Annotated in this window: 19 protein-coding genes; 11 read left to right on the top strand and 8 right to left on the bottom strand. The window is 72.0% G+C overall.

Annotated elements, in window-relative coordinates:
- Positions 1-4 precede the first annotated feature (4 nt).
- Positions 5-667 carry a response regulator gene (locus ACFQ6S_RS29455; RefSeq protein WP_383416177.1) on the bottom strand — a complete coding sequence of 221 codons (663 nt, stop codon included), beginning with the start codon at positions 665-667 and terminating at the stop codon, positions 5-7.
- 93 nt (positions 668-760) lie between these two features.
- Positions 761-2,485: a sensor histidine kinase gene (locus ACFQ6S_RS29450; RefSeq protein WP_383416174.1), complete on the bottom strand. Its 1,725-nt coding sequence runs from the start codon at positions 2,483-2,485 to the stop codon at positions 761-763.
- 219 nt (positions 2,486-2,704) lie between these two features.
- Between ACFQ6S_RS29450 and ACFQ6S_RS29445 the strand changes: the two genes are divergently transcribed.
- Together ACFQ6S_RS29445 and ACFQ6S_RS29440 are read left to right on the top strand one after the other, a co-directional pair.
- Positions 2,705-3,301: a hypothetical protein gene (locus ACFQ6S_RS29445; protein WP_383416171.1), complete on the top strand. Its 597-nt coding sequence runs from the start codon at positions 2,705-2,707 to the stop codon at positions 3,299-3,301.
- 49 nt (positions 3,302-3,350) lie between these two features.
- Positions 3,351-3,962, top strand: coding sequence for a DUF1349 domain-containing protein (locus ACFQ6S_RS29440; RefSeq protein WP_383416168.1), 612 nt, complete (start codon positions 3,351-3,353; stop codon positions 3,960-3,962).
- Here ACFQ6S_RS29440 and ACFQ6S_RS29435 read toward each other — a convergent pair.
- The gene (locus ACFQ6S_RS29435) at positions 3,922-5,325 is read right to left on the bottom strand and encodes an MFS transporter (RefSeq protein ID WP_383416165.1); all 1,404 of its coding nucleotides are present in this window, start codon (positions 5,323-5,325) and stop codon (positions 3,922-3,924) included. The genes ACFQ6S_RS29440 and ACFQ6S_RS29435 overlap by 41 nt on opposite strands.
- Positions 5,326-5,395: 70 nt before the next feature.
- Here ACFQ6S_RS29435 and ACFQ6S_RS29430 point away from each other — a divergent pair, with 70 nt between their 5' ends.
- The 6 genes from ACFQ6S_RS29430 to ACFQ6S_RS29405 all read left to right on the top strand — a co-directional run bounded on the left by ACFQ6S_RS29430 (position 5,396) and on the right by ACFQ6S_RS29405 (position 10,604).
- A complete protein-coding gene (locus ACFQ6S_RS29430) occupies positions 5,396-6,391 on the top strand; it encodes a GlxA family transcriptional regulator (protein ID WP_383416162.1) in 996 nt (331 codons plus the stop codon).
- A complete protein-coding gene (locus tag ACFQ6S_RS29425) occupies positions 6,388-6,891 on the top strand; it encodes a GNAT family N-acetyltransferase (RefSeq protein WP_383416159.1) in 504 nt (167 codons plus the stop codon). Before ACFQ6S_RS29430 ends, ACFQ6S_RS29425 begins: the two co-directional genes overlap by 4 nt.
- Before the next feature lie 98 nt (positions 6,892-6,989).
- Positions 6,990-7,706 (top strand): DsbA family oxidoreductase, encoded by a 717-nt coding sequence (locus tag ACFQ6S_RS29420; protein ID WP_383416156.1) that lies wholly within the window; start codon positions 6,990-6,992, stop codon positions 7,704-7,706.
- A gap of 134 nt (positions 7,707-7,840) precedes the next feature.
- Positions 7,841-8,893, top strand: a complete 1,053-nt coding sequence (locus tag ACFQ6S_RS29415; protein WP_383416154.1) for an aminotransferase class V-fold PLP-dependent enzyme — start codon at positions 7,841-7,843, stop codon at positions 8,891-8,893.
- 45 nt (positions 8,894-8,938) lie between these two features.
- A complete protein-coding gene (locus tag ACFQ6S_RS29410; protein WP_383416151.1) occupies positions 8,939-9,556 on the top strand; it encodes an RNA polymerase sigma factor in 618 nt (205 codons plus the stop codon).
- Positions 9,557-9,605: 49 nt separating this feature from the next.
- Positions 9,606-10,604, top strand: coding sequence for a maleylpyruvate isomerase family mycothiol-dependent enzyme (locus tag ACFQ6S_RS29405; protein ID WP_383416148.1), 999 nt, complete (start codon positions 9,606-9,608; stop codon positions 10,602-10,604).
- A gap of 3 nt (positions 10,605-10,607) precedes the next feature.
- Here ACFQ6S_RS29405 and thpD read toward each other — a convergent pair whose 3' ends face one another.
- The 5 genes from thpD to ACFQ6S_RS29380 form a co-directional block, all read right to left on the bottom strand.
- Entirely contained in the window at positions 10,608-11,510 is a 903-nt protein-coding gene (thpD, locus tag ACFQ6S_RS29400) for an ectoine hydroxylase (protein WP_383416145.1), read from the bottom strand.
- Between the two features lie 7 nt (positions 11,511-11,517).
- Entirely contained in the window at positions 11,518-11,922 is a 405-nt protein-coding gene (locus ACFQ6S_RS29395) for an ectoine synthase (RefSeq protein ID WP_383416142.1), read from the bottom strand.
- A 49-nt stretch (positions 11,923-11,971) separates the two neighbouring features.
- Positions 11,972-13,243, bottom strand: coding sequence for a diaminobutyrate--2-oxoglutarate transaminase (gene ectB / locus ACFQ6S_RS29390; protein ID WP_383416139.1), 1,272 nt, complete (start codon positions 13,241-13,243; stop codon positions 11,972-11,974).
- Positions 13,244-13,275: 32 nt separating this feature from the next.
- The gene (gene ectA / locus ACFQ6S_RS29385) at positions 13,276-13,782 is read right to left on the bottom strand and encodes a diaminobutyrate acetyltransferase (protein WP_383416136.1); all 507 of its coding nucleotides are present in this window, start codon (positions 13,780-13,782) and stop codon (positions 13,276-13,278) included.
- Between the two features lie 305 nt (positions 13,783-14,087).
- Entirely contained in the window at positions 14,088-14,621 is a 534-nt protein-coding gene (locus ACFQ6S_RS29380; protein WP_383416133.1) for a DinB family protein, read from the bottom strand.
- 187 nt (positions 14,622-14,808) lie between these two features.
- Between ACFQ6S_RS29380 and ACFQ6S_RS29375 the strand changes: the two genes are divergently transcribed.
- From ACFQ6S_RS29375 to ACFQ6S_RS29365, 3 genes are read left to right on the top strand one after another with little or no spacing between them, the layout of a single operon-like run.
- Positions 14,809-15,525 (top strand): FadR/GntR family transcriptional regulator, encoded by a 717-nt coding sequence (locus ACFQ6S_RS29375; RefSeq protein WP_383416130.1) that lies wholly within the window; start codon positions 14,809-14,811, stop codon positions 15,523-15,525.
- Positions 15,522-16,916, top strand: a complete 1,395-nt coding sequence (locus tag ACFQ6S_RS29370) for a hypothetical protein (protein WP_383416127.1) — start codon at positions 15,522-15,524, stop codon at positions 16,914-16,916. Before ACFQ6S_RS29375 ends, ACFQ6S_RS29370 begins: the two co-directional genes overlap by 4 nt.
- Positions 16,913-18,769 (top strand): GMC family oxidoreductase N-terminal domain-containing protein, encoded by a 1,857-nt coding sequence (locus ACFQ6S_RS29365; RefSeq protein ID WP_383416124.1) that lies wholly within the window; start codon positions 16,913-16,915, stop codon positions 18,767-18,769. The genes ACFQ6S_RS29370 and ACFQ6S_RS29365 overlap by 4 nt, the downstream gene beginning before the upstream one ends.
- Positions 18,770-18,795 lie beyond the last annotated feature (26 nt).

Below are 18,795 nucleotides of genomic sequence, written 5' to 3'. Positions count from 1 at the left end.
CCGGTCAGCCCCGGTGTGACTCCAGGCCCGCGTCCCGGGCCAGGAGTGCCGCCTGGACCCGGTTCTCGCAGTCGAGCTTGGTCAGGATGCGGCTGACGTACGTCTTCACCGTGGCCTCGCTCATGTGCAGACGGGCGCCCGCGTCCGCGTTGGACAGGCCCTCGCCCAGCAGGGCCAGCACCTCGCTTTCACGGGCGGTCAGGCCGGCCAGCCGCCGGCGCGCCTCCTCGCCGCGCGCGGTGGCGGCGGGGGAGGCCAGGGTGTCCACGACGTGCCGGGTGGCGGCCGGGGAGAGATAGGCGTTGCCGGCCGCCGCCGCGCGCACCGCATGGATCAGCTCCTGCGGCGCGGAGTCCTTCAGCAGGAAGCCCGCGCCGCCGTGACCCAGCGCCCGCAGGACGTTCTCGCGCTCGCCGAACGTGGTCAGGATCAGCACCCGCACATCCGGCGCGGCCCGGCCCAGCTCGGCCAGCGCGGTCAGCCCGTCCATCACCGGCATCTGGATGTCCAGCAGGGCCACGTCGACCGCGGTGCCCCGGGCGGTCTCCACCGCTTCCCGCCCGTCCGCCGCCTCGGCGACGACGTCGATGTCGTCGGCCGAGGTGAGGATCATCCTGATGCCGGCCCTGATGAGCGGCTCGTCGTCGGCGACGAGGACCCGGATCACGCGGCCTCCTGCACGGTATGGGTGTGATGAACGGATGGCAAAGCCCCGCCATCATGCCCGATCCGGTCACCTGTGCGACCTCGTCGCCGCCGTTCAGAGCTTGTCCTTGAAGGACTCCTTCGCGACCAGCTTTCCGTCCCGGAAGCAGAACCGGTAGACGAGGTCGTCGTCGATGTCCAGGTAGTGACGGCACGTCGCGCCCTCGGGCAGCGGCGGACCCTGCTTCTCCTGACCGTCGGTGAGCAGGGAACTGCCCTCCGGCAGCTTGGCCTTCACGTCCTTCTCGGCGTCGCCGACCTTCGCGGACTTGTACACGCTCGGCGATATGGTGCCGCTCTCCATCTCGTCGAACAGCGCCGTCAGCCCCCAGGCCCCGAGGGCGAGAACGCCCACGACGAGGACGACGGAGGTGACGACACAGCCGAGGGCGACCTTCTTCTTGCTGCTCATGATGGCGGCGAACTCCCCTTGCGGATCGGAACGGTCGATGACCGCTCCACCGTCGCCCGCCATGCCCCCGCCGATCTGCCCCCGAAAGTCGTCGTCGGCCGCGACGGAGGTCGCTCCGTCCGGGCCGGGCCGGGACTCCCCACCGCCGTAGGGCAGCACACCGGCGAGACGGAAACCGCCGTCGGGAGCGGGGCCGGTGTGCACCATGCCGCCGACCAGCCTGGCCCGCTCCCGCAGGCCCGCCAGGCCCTGGCCACCGCTCACGGCGGGCGGCGCCGCCGGTGCGTCGGCCGGCACGGGGCCGTTGGCCACCTCGACCACCAGGCTGTCCGGTTCGTAGCGCAGCGCCACGGAGATCGGGGCGCCCGGCGCGTGCTTGTGCGCGTTGGTCAGGCCCTCCTGGGCGATGCGGTACGCCGCGTGGTCGGCGGCGGGCGGAAGGGGCCGTACCGTGCCGGAGCGGTGCAGCTCCACGGCCGCGCCCGCGGCCCGCGACGACTCGACGAGGTCGTCGACGGTGGCCGCCCCGCGGGCCGTCGGGGGCTCGCCGTCGGCCGGGCCCGGCGGCTGTCCGGCGGGCGCCGCGACGCCGTCCCGCAGGATGCCCACCGCCTCGCGCAACTCCCGCATCGCGGACCTGGAGGCCTCCCGGAGGATGCCCACCCCTTCCCGCTGGCGGTCGCTCAGGTCCGGGTCCACCTCCAGCGCCCCGGCGTGCACGGAGATCAGGGCGAGCTGGTGACCGAGGCTGTCGTGCATGTCCTGGGCGATGCGCTGCCGCTCCAGCAGCCGGGCCTGCCCCGCCACCATCGCCTGCTCGCGCACCAGTTGGGCGTTGTGCCGCCGCAGGGCGTCGAGCAGGGCATGGCGCTGGGCGCGGTAGCGGGAGGCGAGGCCCGGCACGATCACCAGGGCCACGAACGATCCCGCCGCCAGCCCCGCCGTCAGGAGCAGCGACATCTCGATCTCCTCCTCGGCAGCCGCGTGGGCGCCGACGACGAGGTAGAGCACGAACGCGGCGGCGTACGAGGCCAGCGCGCGCCCGGGGCGCATGATCCGGCTGCCCGCCGACCAGCTCGCGTACATCAGCAGCAGCACCGAGCCGGCCACCACCCCGGCCATGGCCGAGGAGATGAGCAGCACCGGCACCGGCAACGAGCGTCGGGCCAGTGACAGTACGGCGACGGCAAGGGTCACGACGACGGACCACGCGCCGAATCCGGGATTGCCGTCGAAGATGCCCGCCGACCCGGCGAGCACGACGGTGAGCGCGCACTCCCCGATGATCCGCCTACGGGGCCACGGGGAGGCTGCGGCGAGCCGGGCGCGCAGCGGCCGGTCGGTGCGGGGTGTCTGTGCTGGGTCCACGCGCAGACGATAGACAGCCGCCCCGGGGCGCCCGCATCCGCCCTTAGGTGCGGCCCCGAACGACGAAAGTCGACACCCGCTCGCCACCGTCCCCGTCATCTTTGGTCGCTGCGGATGTCGACTTACGAAGACTGACCCGGACCGGGACGCGCGATGAGGATGGGCGGATCCGCCGGACGGAAGCCCGGCGGCAGGGATCACCGGCTCGGGAGCGGAACAGTGGACAGTGCGGCACGGCGGACGAACGAGCGTTTCACCATCCGGCAGAAGACGACCTTCATGATCAACCGGTATGTCGTGGCCGAGACGCTGCCGGACGGCTCCGACGGCAGGGTCGTCGCCTTCGCCGAGCAGAAGCGGATGACGCTCAAGGAGCAGATGACCTTCTACACCGACGAGTCCAAGGACCGGGTCCTGTTCACCGCCAAGGCCCGGCAGATCCTCGACGTCGGCGCCGTCTACGAGGTGCGGGACGCGAGGGACAACCCCGTCGGCACGTTCCGCAAGAAGTTCGCCGCCTCCCTGCTCCGCTCGACATGGGAGCTGGACCAGCCGGGCTCGGTCACGGCCGTCGGACAGGAGCGCAACCGGGTCGTGGCGGTGCTGCGCCGGGTCTGGGAGCTGCTGCCGCTCGACTTCATACCGTTCGCGTGGCCCTACCACTTCGACTTCGCCTCGGGCGACGCTCCGGTGATGAAGGTCGACAAGAAGATCGGGCTGCGCGACCGCTATCTGCTCGACGTGGCCTCGCCCGACCTGGACCTGCGCCTAGCCATCGCCCAGGCCGTGGCCCTGGACGCGCTCCAGTCGCGCTGACCCGGCCCTAGGGCACCCGGCGCGGGGGACGACCTGGAAGAATCCCGCCATGGACCTGAAAATCCCCGAACTGCCCTTCCCGCTGCGCACCTACGGCCCGGACGGCCACTGGTCCTACGAGGACGACGGCATCCTCTCCGGGTGGGCCGGCCCCCGGCAGGACCGTTTCGTGCCGCCCACCGGCGAGGCCCTGGACGCCGCCTCCGACGCGCCCCGGCTGCTCGGCTCGCCCGAGGGCGACTTCCAGCTGATCGCCCGCGTCACCGTCGGCTTCGCGGGCGCCTTCGACGCCGGGGTCCTGTACGTCCACGTCGGCGAGCGGGCCTGGGCCAAGCTGTGCCTGGAGTACTCCCCGGACGTGCCCACCGTCTGCACGGTCGTCACCCGGGGCCACTCGGACGACGCCAACTCCTTCTCGGTGGAGGGAAGCTCGGTGTGGCTGCGGGTGAGCCGCACCGGCCGCGCCTTCGCCTTCCACGCCTCCCGCGACGGCGAGCGGTGGACCTTCGTCCGGCTGTTCACCCTCGGCGACGAGAAGGAGACCGGCGCGGCCCTCGTCGGCTTCATGACGCAGTCGCCGCTGGGGGAGGGGTGCGTGGTGACGTACGACCACCTCGAGTTCAGGCCGAACTGGCCGAAGGACCTGCGAGACGGAAGCTGAGCAGGCCGGTCACCGTGAGCAGGGCCGCGCTGATGACCACGCTCAGCCGCATCCCCGCCACGAAACCGTCGGAGATCAGCGCCCCGAAGACGGCGATGCCCAACGCCCCCGCCATCTGCCGGGCCGCGTTGAGCACGCCCGCCGCCAGGCCCGCCCGCTCGGCCGGCACGGCGTCCATCATGGCCGCGGTCAGCGGCGGCACCGTCAGCGCGCAGCCCAGCGCCATCGGGACGAGGAGCAGGGCCACCAGGACCGGGGGAGTGCCGGCGTCGACGTACAGCGTCACGAGCAGTCCTGCGACGGCCAGGCCCTGCCCCAGCACCATGGGCAGCCGGGCGCCGTGGCGGCCCGCGAGCTTGCCCGCGACCACGTTCGTCACCGCGATCAGACCCGTCATCGGCAGGAACATCAGCCCGGCCTGGAGCGCGGAACGGCCCTGGACCTGCTGGAAGAAGAGCGAGAAGACGAACACCATGCTGTAGAAGGCGACGCTGACCGCCGCTCCGGCGGCCACCGTCACCGCGACGGTCCGGTTGCGGAACAGGCCGAGCGGGACGACCGGGTGCGGCCGGCGTGCCTCGATGCGAAGGAACAAGGCGATGGCGACGAGGGCTGCCGCGAGTGCCGCCCAGCCCGCCGTGCCGCCCTCGATCACCGCGAAGGTCAGCGCCGTGAGCGCCACCACCGCCGTCACCTGACCGGGCAGGTCCAGCGGCGCCGGACGTCGTCGCGAACGCGGAGCCCGGACCAGCAGCGCGAGGATCAGGACGCCCACCGGAAGATTGACGAAGAAGATCCCGCGCCAGTCCCACGCCGTGGTGAGCAGGCCGCCCACCACCGGGCCCAGCGCCACCGCCGCCGAACCACCAGCCGCCCACAGGGCCACCGCACGGGCCCGCCGCGCCGGATCGGCGTACGCCTGCCGCACCAGCGCCAGCGAGGCCGGCAGCACGACCGCCGCCGCGACGCCCTGCACGACCCGCGCGCCGATCAGCGCCGGCAGGTTCGGCGCCAGACCGCAGGCCGCCGAGGCGAGCGTGAAGACGGCGGCACCGAGCGCGTACGCCCGGCTCGCGCCGGCCCGGTCCGAGAACGCCCCGGTGGACAGCATCAGTGCGGCGAAGGCCAGCGTGTAGGCGTCGACGACCCACTGGAGGCCGGACATCCCGCCGCCGAGGGAAGAACCGATCGCGGGCAGGGCCACGTTCACGATCGAGGCGTCGAGGCAGACGAGCGCGAAGCCGAGGAGTCCGGCGGTGAGGGTGAGGGCGGCGGAGGGTGTCCTGGATTCCATGGGCTTCGGGGTCAACTCACCTTGAGAGTCCTGGAGTTGAGCGCGGTCGCGCGTCACGTTCATCGACATGCCCCCATGCTGCGCGGCTTTGCCGCCGTACAGTAGTGGCCGGAATGCCATGCACCCGGAGGTTCTGGCCATGTCCCCATCGCTCGCCCCGCACCGCATCGCCGTCGTCGCGCCCTCGCCCGTGTCGATGTTCAACCTCGCCATCCCGGAGATGCTGTTCGGCAAGGTCGAGGTGGCCGGGCGGCCCGGCTACGAGGTGGTCATCTGCGCGGCCGAGCCGGGACCGGTGCCCACCACCGGCGGACTCGACCTGTACGTACGGCACGGACTCGACGTCGTGCGGGAGGCGGACACGGTGCTCGTGGCCGGGACCGGGGAGCCCTTCGAGCCGGAGTCGCGGATCGTGAGCGCGGTCCGTGAGGCGGCCGCCGACGGCCGGCGGATCGCGTCCCTGTGCACCGGTGCCTTCCAACTCGCCGAGGCGGGCCTGCTGCACGGACGCAGGGCCACGACGTACTGGGCGCACGCCGAGGAGCTGCAGCGCCGGTACCCGCGTGTCGACCTGCGCGGAGACGTGCTGTACGTCCAGGACGGGCCGTATCTGACCTCGTCCGGCTACGCCGCCGGCATCGACCTGTGCCTGCACATCATCCGCACCGACTACGGCGCCGCCGTCGCCAACGAGGTGGCCCGGCGCGCCCTCGTCGCGCCCGTACGGCCCGGCGGCCAGACCCAGTTCACCCAGACTCCGCTGCCGCCCGAGCGCGGCGAGGCCTGCGCCGACACCCGCGGCTGGGCCATGCGCAACCTCGACAAGCCGCTCACCCTCACCGACCTGGCCCGGCACGGCGGCGTCAGCGTCCGCACCCTCACCCGCCGCTTCCACGCCGAGAGCGGGGTGAGTCCGCTGCAGTGGCTGCTGCACCAGCGCATCGAGCGCGCCAAGGAGCTGCTGGAGACCACCGCCCTGCCCATGGACCAGGTGGCCCGCGCCTGCGGCCTGGGCACCGCCGACTCGCTGCGCGGGCATCTGGTCCGCCGAACGGGGCTGACGCCCAGCGCCTACCGGGTGCAGTTCAGCCGGCTCGGAACCGGGGCGGCCGAGAGCACGTCCTCCGTTGCATGATCAGCCACAGAGTGACCGGAACCCGGGTGATCCGTACCGTCCTGCCCGCCGAGGCGGAGAGGGTCGCCGCCCTGCACGCGCGTGCCCGGGCGACCTACTACCCCGAAGGGCTGCCGCAGGACGGCACCGACTGGCTCGCCGCCTGGCAGGGCGCCATCGCGCGGCCGGATGGGCATGTGCTGGGCGTCGTCGAGGACGGCCGCCTCATCGGGCTCGCGTCCTTCCGCACCCCGCAGGGCGCCCCCGCCGACACGGTCAAGCTGTTCCAGTTCCATGTCGATCCCGAGCACTGGGGCCGCGGCGTCGGAAGGGCCCTGCACGCGGCCTGTGCGGAGGAGTGGCGGGCCGACGGCAAGCTCACGGCCGTGCTCGACGTGCACGCCGACAACCGGCGCGCCCAGGCCTTCTACGCCCGTCAGGGCTGGATCCCGGACCCGGACAACCCGCCCGCCGAGGGGGACCATCACCTGAATCTGCGCTTCTCCGTGCCCGGGGAATGAACGTGGGAATGAACGTGGGAATGAACGCCGCTGTTTGAACGTTCATGTTTTAGGCGGAGGGGGTCTCCGCATCCCGTACGACCTGGAGAGCCGAAGACATGCGCGTCGAGATCTGGAGCGACATCGCCTGCCCCTGGTGCTATGTGGGCAAGGCCCGCTTCGAGAAGGCGCTCGAGGCCTTCCCGCACCGGGAGCAGGTCGAGGTGGTGCACCGCTCGTTCGAACTGGACCCGGGGCGCGCCAAGGGCGACATCCAGCCCGTGATCACCATGCTCACGAAGAAGTACGGCATGAGCGCGGCGCAGGCACAGGCCGGTGAGGAGAACCTCGGCACTCAGGCCGCCGCGGAGGGCCTGGAGTACCGCACCGAGGGCCGCGACCACGGCAACACCTTCGACATGCACCGGCTGCTGCACCTCGCCAAGGAGCAGGGCCGGCAGGACGAGCTGATCCAGATCCTCTACCGGGCGAACTTCGCCGAGGAGCGGTCCGTCTTCGCCGAGGGCGAGGAGCGGCTCGTGGAGCTGGCCGTCGCCGCCGGGCTCGACGCCGACGACGCCCGCAAGGTTCTCGCCGACCCCGACGCCTACGCCGACGACGTCCGCGCCGACGAGCGCGAGGCCGCCCAGCTCGGCGCCACCGGTGTGCCGTTCTTCGTCCTCGACCGCAAGTACGGCGTCTCCGGCGCCCAGCCGGCCGAGGTCTTCGAGCGGGCGCTGACGCAGGCGTGGGGCGAGCGGCCGCCGCTGCAGCTCGTCGACCAGGGTGACGCGGACGTGTGCGGCCCCGACGGGTGCGCGGTACCGCAGCGCTGAGTCGCCGAGCGAAGCCGCAGGTCGGAGGCACAGGTCGAAGGCGCAGGTCGGAGGCCATCCATAAGCGTTCCTTGGCGAAACCACGCAAAGAATCGCAATGGACTGATAGGTGTTCAGGGCTCACAGTGGAGCTCATGGAGACCTTCGAGAGCCTCGTCCGCGCCGAGTTCGCCCCGAAGAACGTCTATCTCAACACCGCGAGCAACGGCCTGTTGCCGGCCCGCGCCGTCACCGCCCTGCAACGGGCCGTGCGGATGCGGGCCGAGGGCACGCCGCTCGGCCCGCTGTACGAGGACGTGGAGGCCGTCCGCGCCTCCTTCGCCCGGCTGGCGGGCGTGTCCGCCGGACGGGTCGCGATCGGCGCCTCGGTCGCCGAGTACGGCGGGCTGATCGCCGCGTCGCTGCCCGCCGGCGCCGAAGTCCTCACCGCCGAGGCCGACTTCTCGTCCCTCGTGAACCCCTTCCACATGCGTGCCGACCTCAAGGTGCGGGCCGTCCCGCTGGAGCGCCTCGCCGAGTCGGTCCGCCCGGACACCGCTCTCGTCGCGGTCAGCGCCGCGCAGTCCGCCGACGGCCGGATCGCCGACCTGTCCGCGGTGCGCGCCGCCGCCCTGGACCACGGGGCGCGCACCTACGTCGACGCCTCCCAGTCGGCCGGATGGCTGCCGCTGGAGGCCGGTGAGCACGACTTCGTCGCCGCCGTCGGCTTCAAGTGGCTCATGGGCCCGCACGGGGCCGCGTTCTGCGTCGTCCCGCAGGACTTCGGCGGGCTGACCCCGCTGCTCGCGGGCTGGGTCGCCGGGGAGCTGCCCTGGGACAGCTGCTACGGCCCCGTCGAGGACCTCGCCCACTCCGCCCGCCGCTTCGACATCAGCCCCAGCCTGTTCAGCCATGCCGCGCTGCGCGCCTCCCTGGAACTGATCGAGGAACTGGGCGTGGCCGCCATCCAGGCCCACGACCTGGCCCTCGCCGACCGCTTCCGCGAGGGACTGTCCGCTCTCGGCCACGAACCGGTGCCCTCACCCGGCTCGGCCATCGTCTCCGTGCCCGGCCTCGGCCGGTGCCAGCCCGAGCTGAGCGCGGCCGGAATCCAGGTCTCCGACCGGGCGGGCAACCTGCGCGCCGCCTTCCACCTCTACAACACCCAGGCGGATGTCGACCGGCTGCTCGACGCACTGTCTGCCTGAACCACTGGCGCGGGCCCGCCCGGGACGCTAGGAAAGGCACCAGGGGTGGTGGTGCCGGTGGAGTCCACGGGCGATACGTCCGTACAGCGGACCGCCGACGCGGAAGTGCACCGACGGCTGGTGTACGGCGACGAGTCCGCGCTGGCCGAGGTGTACGCGGCGTACGGCGGGCTGGTGCGGGGCGTCGCGGTGCGGGTGACCCGCTCTCCGGCCGCCGCCGAGGACGTGGCGCAGGAGGTCTTCGCCCACCTGTGGAGCCGGCTGTACACCTACGACGCGCGCCGCGGCTCGCTGCGCACCTGGCTGTCCGTGCTCGCCCACCGGCGGGCCGTGGACTGGGTCCGCAGCGAGGCCCGGCACCGCAAGGCCGCCGGAGCCGACGACTCCGCGCTCCAGGCCATCCCCGACGCCGGGCCCGGCCCCGACGAGACGGTCGTCGACCGGGAACGCTCCCTCCTGCTGCACTCCGCACTCGCCGAACTCCCGCAGCCGCAACGGGAGGTCGTGCACCTCGCCTACTTCGCCGGCCGCACCTACCGGCAGGCCGCCGTGGAGCTGGGGATTCCCGAGGGCACCGCCAAGACCCGGCTGCGCACCGCCCTGCGCGCCTTGGCGGAAACTTTGGCCGACCCGCCCGACCCGGCGCTCGAAAGGGGCGCATGATGGCGAGAAGGGGTACTCGCGGAGCAGCGGCACTGGGAGGAGGCGCGCGATGACCGACGATCACGCGGCGGTACGAGACCTGCTGGCCGCCTGGGCCTTCGGCGCCCTCGACCCGGCCGAGGAGGAGACGGTACGGCCCCACCTCGCCGAGTGCGAGAGCTGCGCGGCGCGGGCGGCACGGCTGCGGGAGACCGTACGACTGCTGGACGGGCCGGCGGCGGCTCCCGGGCCGCCGGCCGACGGGGCGCTCTCCCTCGCCCTGCGCATCCGACCGGCTGCCCCTCGTGTCGCCGGGCACGCCGCGCCCTACGCCGCCGCGGTCGCCGGGCTCAAGGCACTGCTGCCGGAGCTGGCGGGCCGCTGGGCCACGCCCGTCGTGCACGACTGGGACGCCCACGCCACCGTCGCCCACCTGCTCGCCGCCGACGAGCACCTGGCCGCCCGGCTCGGCATCGACGCGCGCGTGCCGCCCTCGCCGATCGCCCAGGACACGCCCTGGGAGGACGCCTGGAACCGCCGTACCGCCGATGTCATCGCCCATGAGCACGGCCGTACGCCCGAGGAGACCGTGGCCGACTGGGCCGCGCAGGCGGACCGGCTGCTCGCCGCGCCCGAGGCCCGCGATCCGGAACTCGCCGCACGGGCCGTGACGTTGATGGGACTGCGGCTGCCCGTGGCCGACCACTTCCTGGTGCGCGCCTTCGAGACGTGGATCCACACCGACGACATCGGCCGCGCCCTGGGCCTCTCCGTCGCCCCGCCGCCCCAGGAACACCTCTGGCAGCTGGTCCGCCTCGCCGTCCGCGTCCTCGGCCTGGCCCTGGGACCCAGTGCGCCCCCGGTGCTCTTCTCGGTCACCGGGGGCGAGGAATGGGTGCTGGGCTCCGAGGACGAGCCCGTACAGGCCGAACTCGCCCTGGAACCGGTCGACTTCTGCCTGCTGCTCGGCGGGCGGTACGCCCCGGAGACAGTGCCGAGAGGCGCCACCGGCGACGCGGCCGCCGTACGGAACGTACTGGAGCGGGCCGCGTCGCTGGCGTGGCTGTGAGGGTCACTTCACCGGGGTGAAGTCCCTCGCGCCGATGAACTCCGGCCGTCGTACCGGAGCCGCGAAGGGCTCCACGGCCGCGTTGTCCACGCTGTTGAACACGATGAACACATTGCTGCGCGGGAACGGCGTGATGTTGTCGCCGGAGCCGTGCATGCAGTTGCAGTCGAACCAGGTCGCCGAACCGGCCCTGCCCGTGAAGAGCTTGATGCCGTACTCGGAGGCCATCTTGGTCAGCGCCTCGTCCGAGGGCGTGCCCGCGTCCTGCATCTGGAGGGACTTCTTGTAGTTGTCCTTCGGCGTCGACCCCGAACACCCGAGGAAGGTCCGGTGCGAGCCGGGCATGATCATCAGCCCGCCGTTGGTGTCGTAGTTCTCGGTCAGCGCGATCGAGACGGACACCGTCCGCATGTTCGGCAGACCGTCCTCGGCGTGCCAGGTCTCGAAGTCGGAGTGCCAGTAGAAGCCACTCGCACCGAAGCCCGGCTTGACGTTGATCCGCGACTGGTGGACGTACACGTCCGAGCCGAGGATCTGTCGCGCCCGGCCGACGACCCGCTCGTCACGCACCAGACGCGCGAACACCTCGCTGATCCGGTGCACTTCGAAGACGGACCGGATCTCCTGGGACTTCGGCTCGATGATCGAGCGCTCGTCCGCACGGATCCCCGGGTCGGTGACCAGCCGCTCCAGCTCCTGCGCGTAGACCGCGACCTCGTCCTCGGTGATGAGCTGGTCGATGGCGAGGAAGCCGTCGCGCTCGAAGGACTGCAGGTCGCCGGCCGCGATCGGGCCCGGCGTGTCGGGGGAGCCCCACACGACAGGGTCCTGGCGCGGCGTCGACACCTCGGTGGCGCCGCGGCTGGGGTAGAGATCGGTGACGTTTCCGGTCATGGCGGTGGTCATGGGTTTCTCACACCTCCTCGGGCTCGGTGAGCAGCGGGTACACCCCGTTCTCGTCGTGGTCCTCCCGGCCGGTCACGGGCGGGTTGAAGACACAGATGCAGCGGAAGTCCTGCTTGATCCGCAGCGTGTGCCGCTCGTGCCCGTCCAGGAGGTACATGGTTCCGGGCGTGATCACGTGCGTCCGCCCGGTCTCGTGGTCGGTCAGCTCGGCCTCGCCCTCGACGCAGACGACGGCCTCGATGTGGTTCGCGTACCACATCGACGTCTCCGTACCCGCGTAGAGGACGGTCTCGTGCAGCGAGAAGCCGACCCTCTCCTTGGCGAGGACGATGCGCTTGCTCTCCCAGGTGCCGGACGCCGATTTCACATGGCGCTCGGTTCCTTCGATCTCCTTGAACGAACGGACGATCACGGTGCTGCCCTACCTCCTTGGTGGTGGTGTTCTCTGTGTTGAGGGTTGGTCAGGCGGTCTCGCGGACGGCGCGGGCGAGGACGCGCAGGCCCTCGTCGAGCTCCTCCGGGGTGATGGTGAGGGCGGGGAGCAGTTTGACGACCTCGCTCTCCGGGCCGGACGTCTCGATGAGCAGCCCGAGTTCGAAGGCGCGCCGCGCCACCCGGCCGGCCCGCTCCTTGTCGTGGAACTCCATGCCCCACACCAGCCCGCGGCCCCGGTACTCCTTCACCTCGGCGAGGTTCTCCTCGCAGATGGCGATCAGCCCCTGCTCGACCTGCTCGCCGCGCGCCCGGGTCTGCTTCTCCATGGCGCTGCCGTCGGCCCAGTACGACTCCAGGGCGGCGGTCGCCGTGACGAAGGCGGGGTTGTTGCCGCGGAAGGTGCCGTTGTGCTCGCCGGGCTCCCAGATGTCCAGCTCGGGCTTGAACAGGCACAGCGACATGGGCAGTCCGTAGCCGCTGATGGACTTGGACACGGTGACGATGTCGGGGGTGATGCCCGCCTCCTCGAACGAGAAGAAGGCCCCCGTGCGCCCGCAGCCCATCTGGATGTCGTCGACGATCAGCAGCATGTCCTGGCGCTCGCACAGCTCGGCGAGCGCGCGCAGCCACTCGGGACGCGCGACGTTGATGCCGCCCTCGCCCTGCACGGTCTCGACGATCACCGCGGCGGGCTTGTTGAGCCCGGAGCCCTGGTCCTCGAGCAGCCGCTCGAACCAGAGGAAGTCCTCGACCGTGCCATCGAAGTAGTTGTCGAACGGCATCGGCGTGCCGTGCACGAGCGGGACGCCCGCCCCGGCCCGCTTGAAGGCGTTACCGGTCACGGCGAGGGAGCCCAGGGACATCCCGTGGAAGGCGTTCGTGAAGGACACGATGGCCTCGCGGCCCTTCACCTTCCGCGCCAGCTTGAGCGCCGACTCCACGGCGTTGGTGCCCGTGGGGCCCGGGAACATGACCTTGTACGGCAGGTCACGCGGCCGCAGCACGATGTTCTGGAAGGACTCCAGGAAGGCCCGCTTGGCGCTCGTGGACATGTCGAGCCCGTGCGTGACGCCGTCCCGCTCCAGGTAGTCGATCAAGGCCCGTTTCAGGACCGGGTTGTTGTGGCCGTAGTTCAGCGAGCCTGCGCCGGCGAAGAAGTCCAGGTACTCGTGGCCGTCCTCGTCGTACATGCGGCTGCCGCGCGCGCGGTCGAAGACGGTGGGCCAGCCGCGGCAGTAGCTGCGCACCTCGGACTCGAGGGTCTCGAAGACGCTGAGGTCGGGCTGGGTGATGGTCACGACGAATCGCTCCTCGTTGCGTGGGGGGAAGATCAGAGGGAGAGGGGACCGATGCGGTACAGGACTTCTGGGTCGTGCGGTCCGTCCGGGAACAGGCTGGTGGGGAAGAGCACCTCGCGCTCCAGGGCGGCACCGTGACGCTCCGCGAAGGAACCGAACAGTCGCTCGGAGGCGGTGTTGCCGGGCGTGATGGTGGTCTCGATTCCGGTGACGCCGTACTCGGCGCCGACCCGCGCGACGAGGCCGTCGAGCAGCGAGGCGGCGAGGCCGCGTCCGCGGTACGCGTCGTCCACGGCCACCTGCCAGACGAGCAGGGTGTGCGGGCGCTCCGGCCGTACGTACCCGGTGACGAAGCCGACCGGCTCTCCGCGCTCGTCGCGGGCGACGGCCGAGGTGCCGGCGAAGTCACGGCACCACAGCAGATAGCTGTACGACGAGTTGAGGTCGAGGGCTTCGGAGTCTCTGGCAATACGCCACAGCGCGGCCCCGTCGGCCATCGCCGGACGGTCGATTCGGAGGTCTGCTTGTGCGGCAGTCATGCGAATTGAATTTACCGAGGGAAATTCGAAATTGCACGGCCGTGCGGGGTTACGTGCCGGGGCTGGATGTGTTATCACGCGGGCGTGAGTGGGGCTGCTCAAGGTGTGCGAAGTGCACCTTTTTGCCCCCTTAATACCAGGCAAAACGGGCGTGATGTGGAACGCGTCACAGCCATGTAACTCGCACGAGACCTGACCGAATTAGTCTGGTTGGTGTTCGCGAAACCTTAGCGTTTAGGTTCGGAAAAAGCGGGCAGAAGAAGACGGGAAGCTGTCCGTAAAAGAATTCCAGAATTACGCTGAATTTATGCTCCGGTAACGCCGTCGATGCGTTCTCGCAGAATATCGGCGTGGCCGTTGTGCCGGGCGTACTCCTCGATCATGTGAATGAGCACCCACCGCAGACCGACCTCGACCCCGGCCATCGGACCGTCCGTGATCAGCCCCACACTCTCCAGCGACCGCCCGGCACACACCTCCCGACCCCGAGCGATCTCCCGCCGCCACGCGTCGAGCGCCTCGCCGACCCCGCGTCCGGGCTCGAGCACGTAACCGCTCGGATTCTCCGCCCCGTAGACCGGCGGCACGTCGCGCCCGCCCATCACCCGCTGGAACCAGTTCCGCTCACACTCCGCGAGATGCTGCACCAGCCCGAGCAGCGTCAACTCCGACGGCTCGGCGGGGGTGAGCCGCAGCTGTGCGTCGTCCAGTCCGGCGCACTTGAGCTCCAGGGTGGCGCGATGGAAGTCGAGCCAGCTTTCGAGCATGGGGCGCTCGGGGCCGGTCAGGAGGGGGATGGGGCGGCCGTCGGGGAGCGTTCGGGGCGTGTGGGTGGTCATGCGGGGAGCGTGGCACGGGGGACCGGTCGTCGCGCTCCGTTCAGCGGCCGGCGAATCTCGTCGGAGTTGACCTCGTGGCCGCGGCTGCCGTCTCCGTAGGGCTTTCCGTGTTCGGCTTGTTGACGCGGTGTCTCGTTCGGTGGTTCAGTGGCTCAGTCACTGATCCACTGACTGACTGGGGGCCGGGATGGGCGCACTGCCGCGCGAGACCACCGTCGATGTTCTGGAGAAGCGGCTGCGCGAGGACATTCTCGCCGGGCGTCATCCGGCCGGGAGCTATCTGCCTCCCGAACGTGAACTCGCCGACGAGTTCGGAGTCAACCGCACCACACTGAAGCACGCCTTCGGCCGGCTGGTGCACGCCGGGCTGCTGGAGACGCGGCACGGGGTGGGTACCCGCGTCCGGGACTTCCTGCGGCTGGGCGGGGCGGATCTGCTGCCGATGCTCGTGCGGCACAGCCCCGACTGGATCGGCGAGATCTTCGAAGTGCGCCGCAGCATCGGCGCGTTGATCGCGGAACGTGCCGCCGCCGGCGCCACACCCGCCCAGGTCGCCGAACTGCGTTCACTCGCGGCGGCCGTCAGGGACGCGGACGACGGCGAGGACGTACAGCTCGCGGACGCCGAGGTGCACCGGTCGCTCGCCCGCGCCACCGGCAACCGGGTGTACGTCCTGCTGACCAACACCCTGTTCAACGCCTACCTGCCGGTGCGCGCGGCGCTGGTCGACCCCTTCCTCGACGCGAGGGCGGCCCATGACCGGCTGGCACCCGTCGTCGAGGCCGTGGCCGCCGGCGACCAGGAAGCGGCGCGCGTCGCCGCGGGCGCCTACCTGTCGGCGACGGAACGCATCATGCTGGAAGGGCTGGCACGCGCCGGCGAACGCCGGGACGGTGCCCGGTGACCGCGCGCGGGACGGTGTTCCAGGAGACGATGCTCGGCCGGGTGCGGATGGGCGACGAGGATCGCGACCGCCCCCTGCGTCTGGACCTCGTGGTCCGCGCCGACGCCGTGCTGCTGCCCCACCGCACCACAGAGGCCCGCCTGACGGGACGGGTGCGGATGGCGGGACGGGCGGACGACGCCGAAGCCCAGGGCGAGTTGGAGATCTCGCCCCTGGCCCGCCGCAGGATCCGCTACCGGATCACCTTCGCCATGGAAGGCCGGCGTCTGGTGCTGGACGGCTGGAAGTCCATCTCACCCGCACGTCCGGTGAGATCGATGACCGTGCTGCCGTACACCCTGTACGAGGACGGTGAACGCGTGGGCGAGGGCACCCTGCGCTTCCCCCTCACCACCGGCCTGTTGCCCTTCCTCGCGAGCTTCCGCTTCCCGCGCCCAGCCGTGTCCACCGCCGGGCAGGACATGGCGTCGCGCTGGGACGGAAAGCCGGGACGCACGGAGGTCTGGTACACGACCCTGACCGACCCGGCGACCGGCACCGGAGTCTGGCTGCACCACGAAGTCGTCGCGCCCACCGACGGTTCCGGCGCCTACGCCCACGGCTGGGTCGCCGTGTTCCCCAAGGACGGCCCCGCCGAGCACCACCGCTTCGGCCCCGTACCGTGGACGGAGCATCGGCAGGGCTACGCCGCCGAGGGCATCAGCGCGGAGCCCGGCCATCTCGCCGGCTCCGCGGGGCCGTTCACCTGGTCGCTCGCCGAGACACCCCAGGGCGGGCCGGTCCACACCTTCCCCCGCTGGTCCTGGCGCCGCCCCCTGCTGCCGGCCAGCCACATGCTGCCCGCCGCCCGCTGCCTCTACAGCGGCACCGTCCGGTACGGCGACAACGAACTGCGGCTGGACGGGGCCACCGGCGCGAGCGCCCGGATCTACGGCCACGGCAACGCCCGACGCTGGGCCTGGCTCCACGCGGACCTCGGCGGCGGTGACGTCCTGGAGATCGTCGCCGCGGTGTCCATGCGACGCGGACTCGACCGCCTGCCTCCCTTGGTGTTCCTGCGGCTGCTGCGCGACGGACGCCCCTGGCCCCGGCGTGCGGAGCGCACCGCCGTCGGCTGGGCGGGACTCGGCAGGTTCCGGGCGGACATCGACCTGCCCGAGTGGCGGGTGGCGGGCCGCGTGGGCCGGCGGCGTATCCGAGTGAAGGTGACCCAGCCGCCGCAGCGCACCCTGGCGCTCGACTACACCGACCCCGACGGCTCTCCCGCGGTCTGCCGCAACAGCGAGACAGCCGACGCCTTGGTCAGCGTGGAACGCTGGTGGGGCACCTGGCGGCAGGAGGCCACCTGGCGGCTTTCCGGCACCGCCCACGCGGAGGTCGGTGAGCGATGACCCCCTCAACCCCCTCCGGCCTCACGGCACTCACCGCGGCGCTGCTCGCGGACGACGGCACCGCCGAGTGGACCCGGGCCGTGCCGCGGCGCGTCGAGACACTGCTGGACGCCATGCCCGCCACCGCCCGCACGGCGATACGCGGCGCGACCACGGCGATCAACGTCTACGCCCTGGCCCGCACGGGCCGCCGGCTGCCCGCGCTCGGGGCCGCGGAACGGGAGCACGTCATGGCGTCGCTCGCCTCCCACCGCGCCCTGCTGCCCCTCCTGGACGCGGTCAAGGTGCCGGTGCTGCTGGCGGCCGGCACCGAACGGACGCTGCGCCACGGCCCCGCGTCCGCGGCGCCCGCCCCCGCCGATCCGCCGCTCGACTGCACCCCCTCCCGCGACTGGCCGACGCGCTCCACCGCCGACGCCGTCGTCGTCGGTTCCGGCGCGGGCGGCGCGATGGCCGCCCGGACCCTGGCCCGCGCGGGGATGAGCGTCGTCATCGTCGAGGAGGGCGACCACCACACCACCGCGTCCTTCGGGCGCAGAACCCCGCTCGACCGCTTCACCGACCTCTACCGGGACGGCGGCGCCACGATCGCCCTCGGCAACCCTCCGCTCGTCCTGCCCGTCGGCCGCGCGGTCGGCGGCACCACCGTCGTCAACTCCGGTACCTGCTACCGCACCCCGGACGTCGTCCTCGCACGCTGGCGGGGCCGCTACGGGTTCGCCGTCGCCGAAGGCTTCGACACCCACCTCGACGAGGTGGAACGCACCCTGCGGGTCGCCCGGCAGCCACTGGACGTCCTCGGCAACAACGGACTCCTCGCCCTGGCCGGCGCGAAGGAACTCGGCTGGGCCGCGGCGCCCCTGCGTCGCAACGCCCCCGGCTGCAAGGGCTCCTGTCAGTGTGTCGTCGGCTGCCCCACCGGTGCCAAACAGAGCGTCCAGCTCTCCGTGCTCCCCGAGGCCTGCGCGGCCGGCGCCGCGATCGTCACGGGCGCCCGCGTCCTGCGCATCCTCACCGACCGCGACCGGCCGGGCGGCCCACGCGCCGCCGGAGTGCTGGTCGGCCGCCCCGACGGCAGCGAACTGGAGATCCTCAGCCCCCTGGTCGTGGTCGCCGCCGGCGCCCTGCAGACCCCGCAACTGCTGCGCCGCTCCGGCCTCGGCGGACACCCCCGGATCGGCCGGAACCTCAGCGTGCACCCCGCGATCAGCGTCGCGGGCCGCTTCAGCACCCCGGTCACCGGCTGGGAGGGCGTCCTGCAGAGCGTCGGAGTGGAGGAACTGCACGCCGACGGCATTCTGATCGAAGCCACCTCGGCACCGCCGGGCATGAGTTCGTTCGTGCTGCCGGGGGTCGGACGCGAACTGCGCCGCGAGGTGGACGGAACGGAGCGACTGGCCACCCTCGGCGCCATGATCGCCGACCGGCCCTCCGGCCGCGTCCTCGGCCGGGACCGCACCCTGCTCCGCTACGACCTGGCCCCGCGCGACGCCCGCCGCCTGCTGCGCGCCCAACGCGCCATGGGCCGACTGCTGTTCGCGGCCGGCGCCGAGGAGGTCCTGACCGGCGTACCGCAGCACCCGCGTGCCCGCACGCCGGACCAACTGGACGCGCTGCTCGACAAGGTGACGGTACGTCAGCTGCACGTGTCCGCGTTCCATCCCACGGGTACGGCCGCCGCCGGAGCGGACGCCGAGCGTTCGCCTTGCGACCCGGAGGGACGGCTGCGCGGCGTGCGGGGCGTGCTGATCGCCGACGGGTCGGTGCTGCCGAGCTGTCCGGAGGTGAATCCGCAGCTGAGCATCATGGCGGCGGCGCTCGGTGTGGCCCGGCGCCGCACGGCGGATGCGTGAGGCCTCCCGGCCCGTGCGCCATGCCC

Source organism: Streptomyces sp. NPDC056479, from assembly GCF_042795335.1.
In the GTDB taxonomy this organism is placed as follows: domain Bacteria; phylum Actinomycetota; class Actinomycetes; order Streptomycetales; family Streptomycetaceae; genus Streptomyces.
This window is presented reverse-complemented; position numbering and strand designations above follow the sequence as displayed.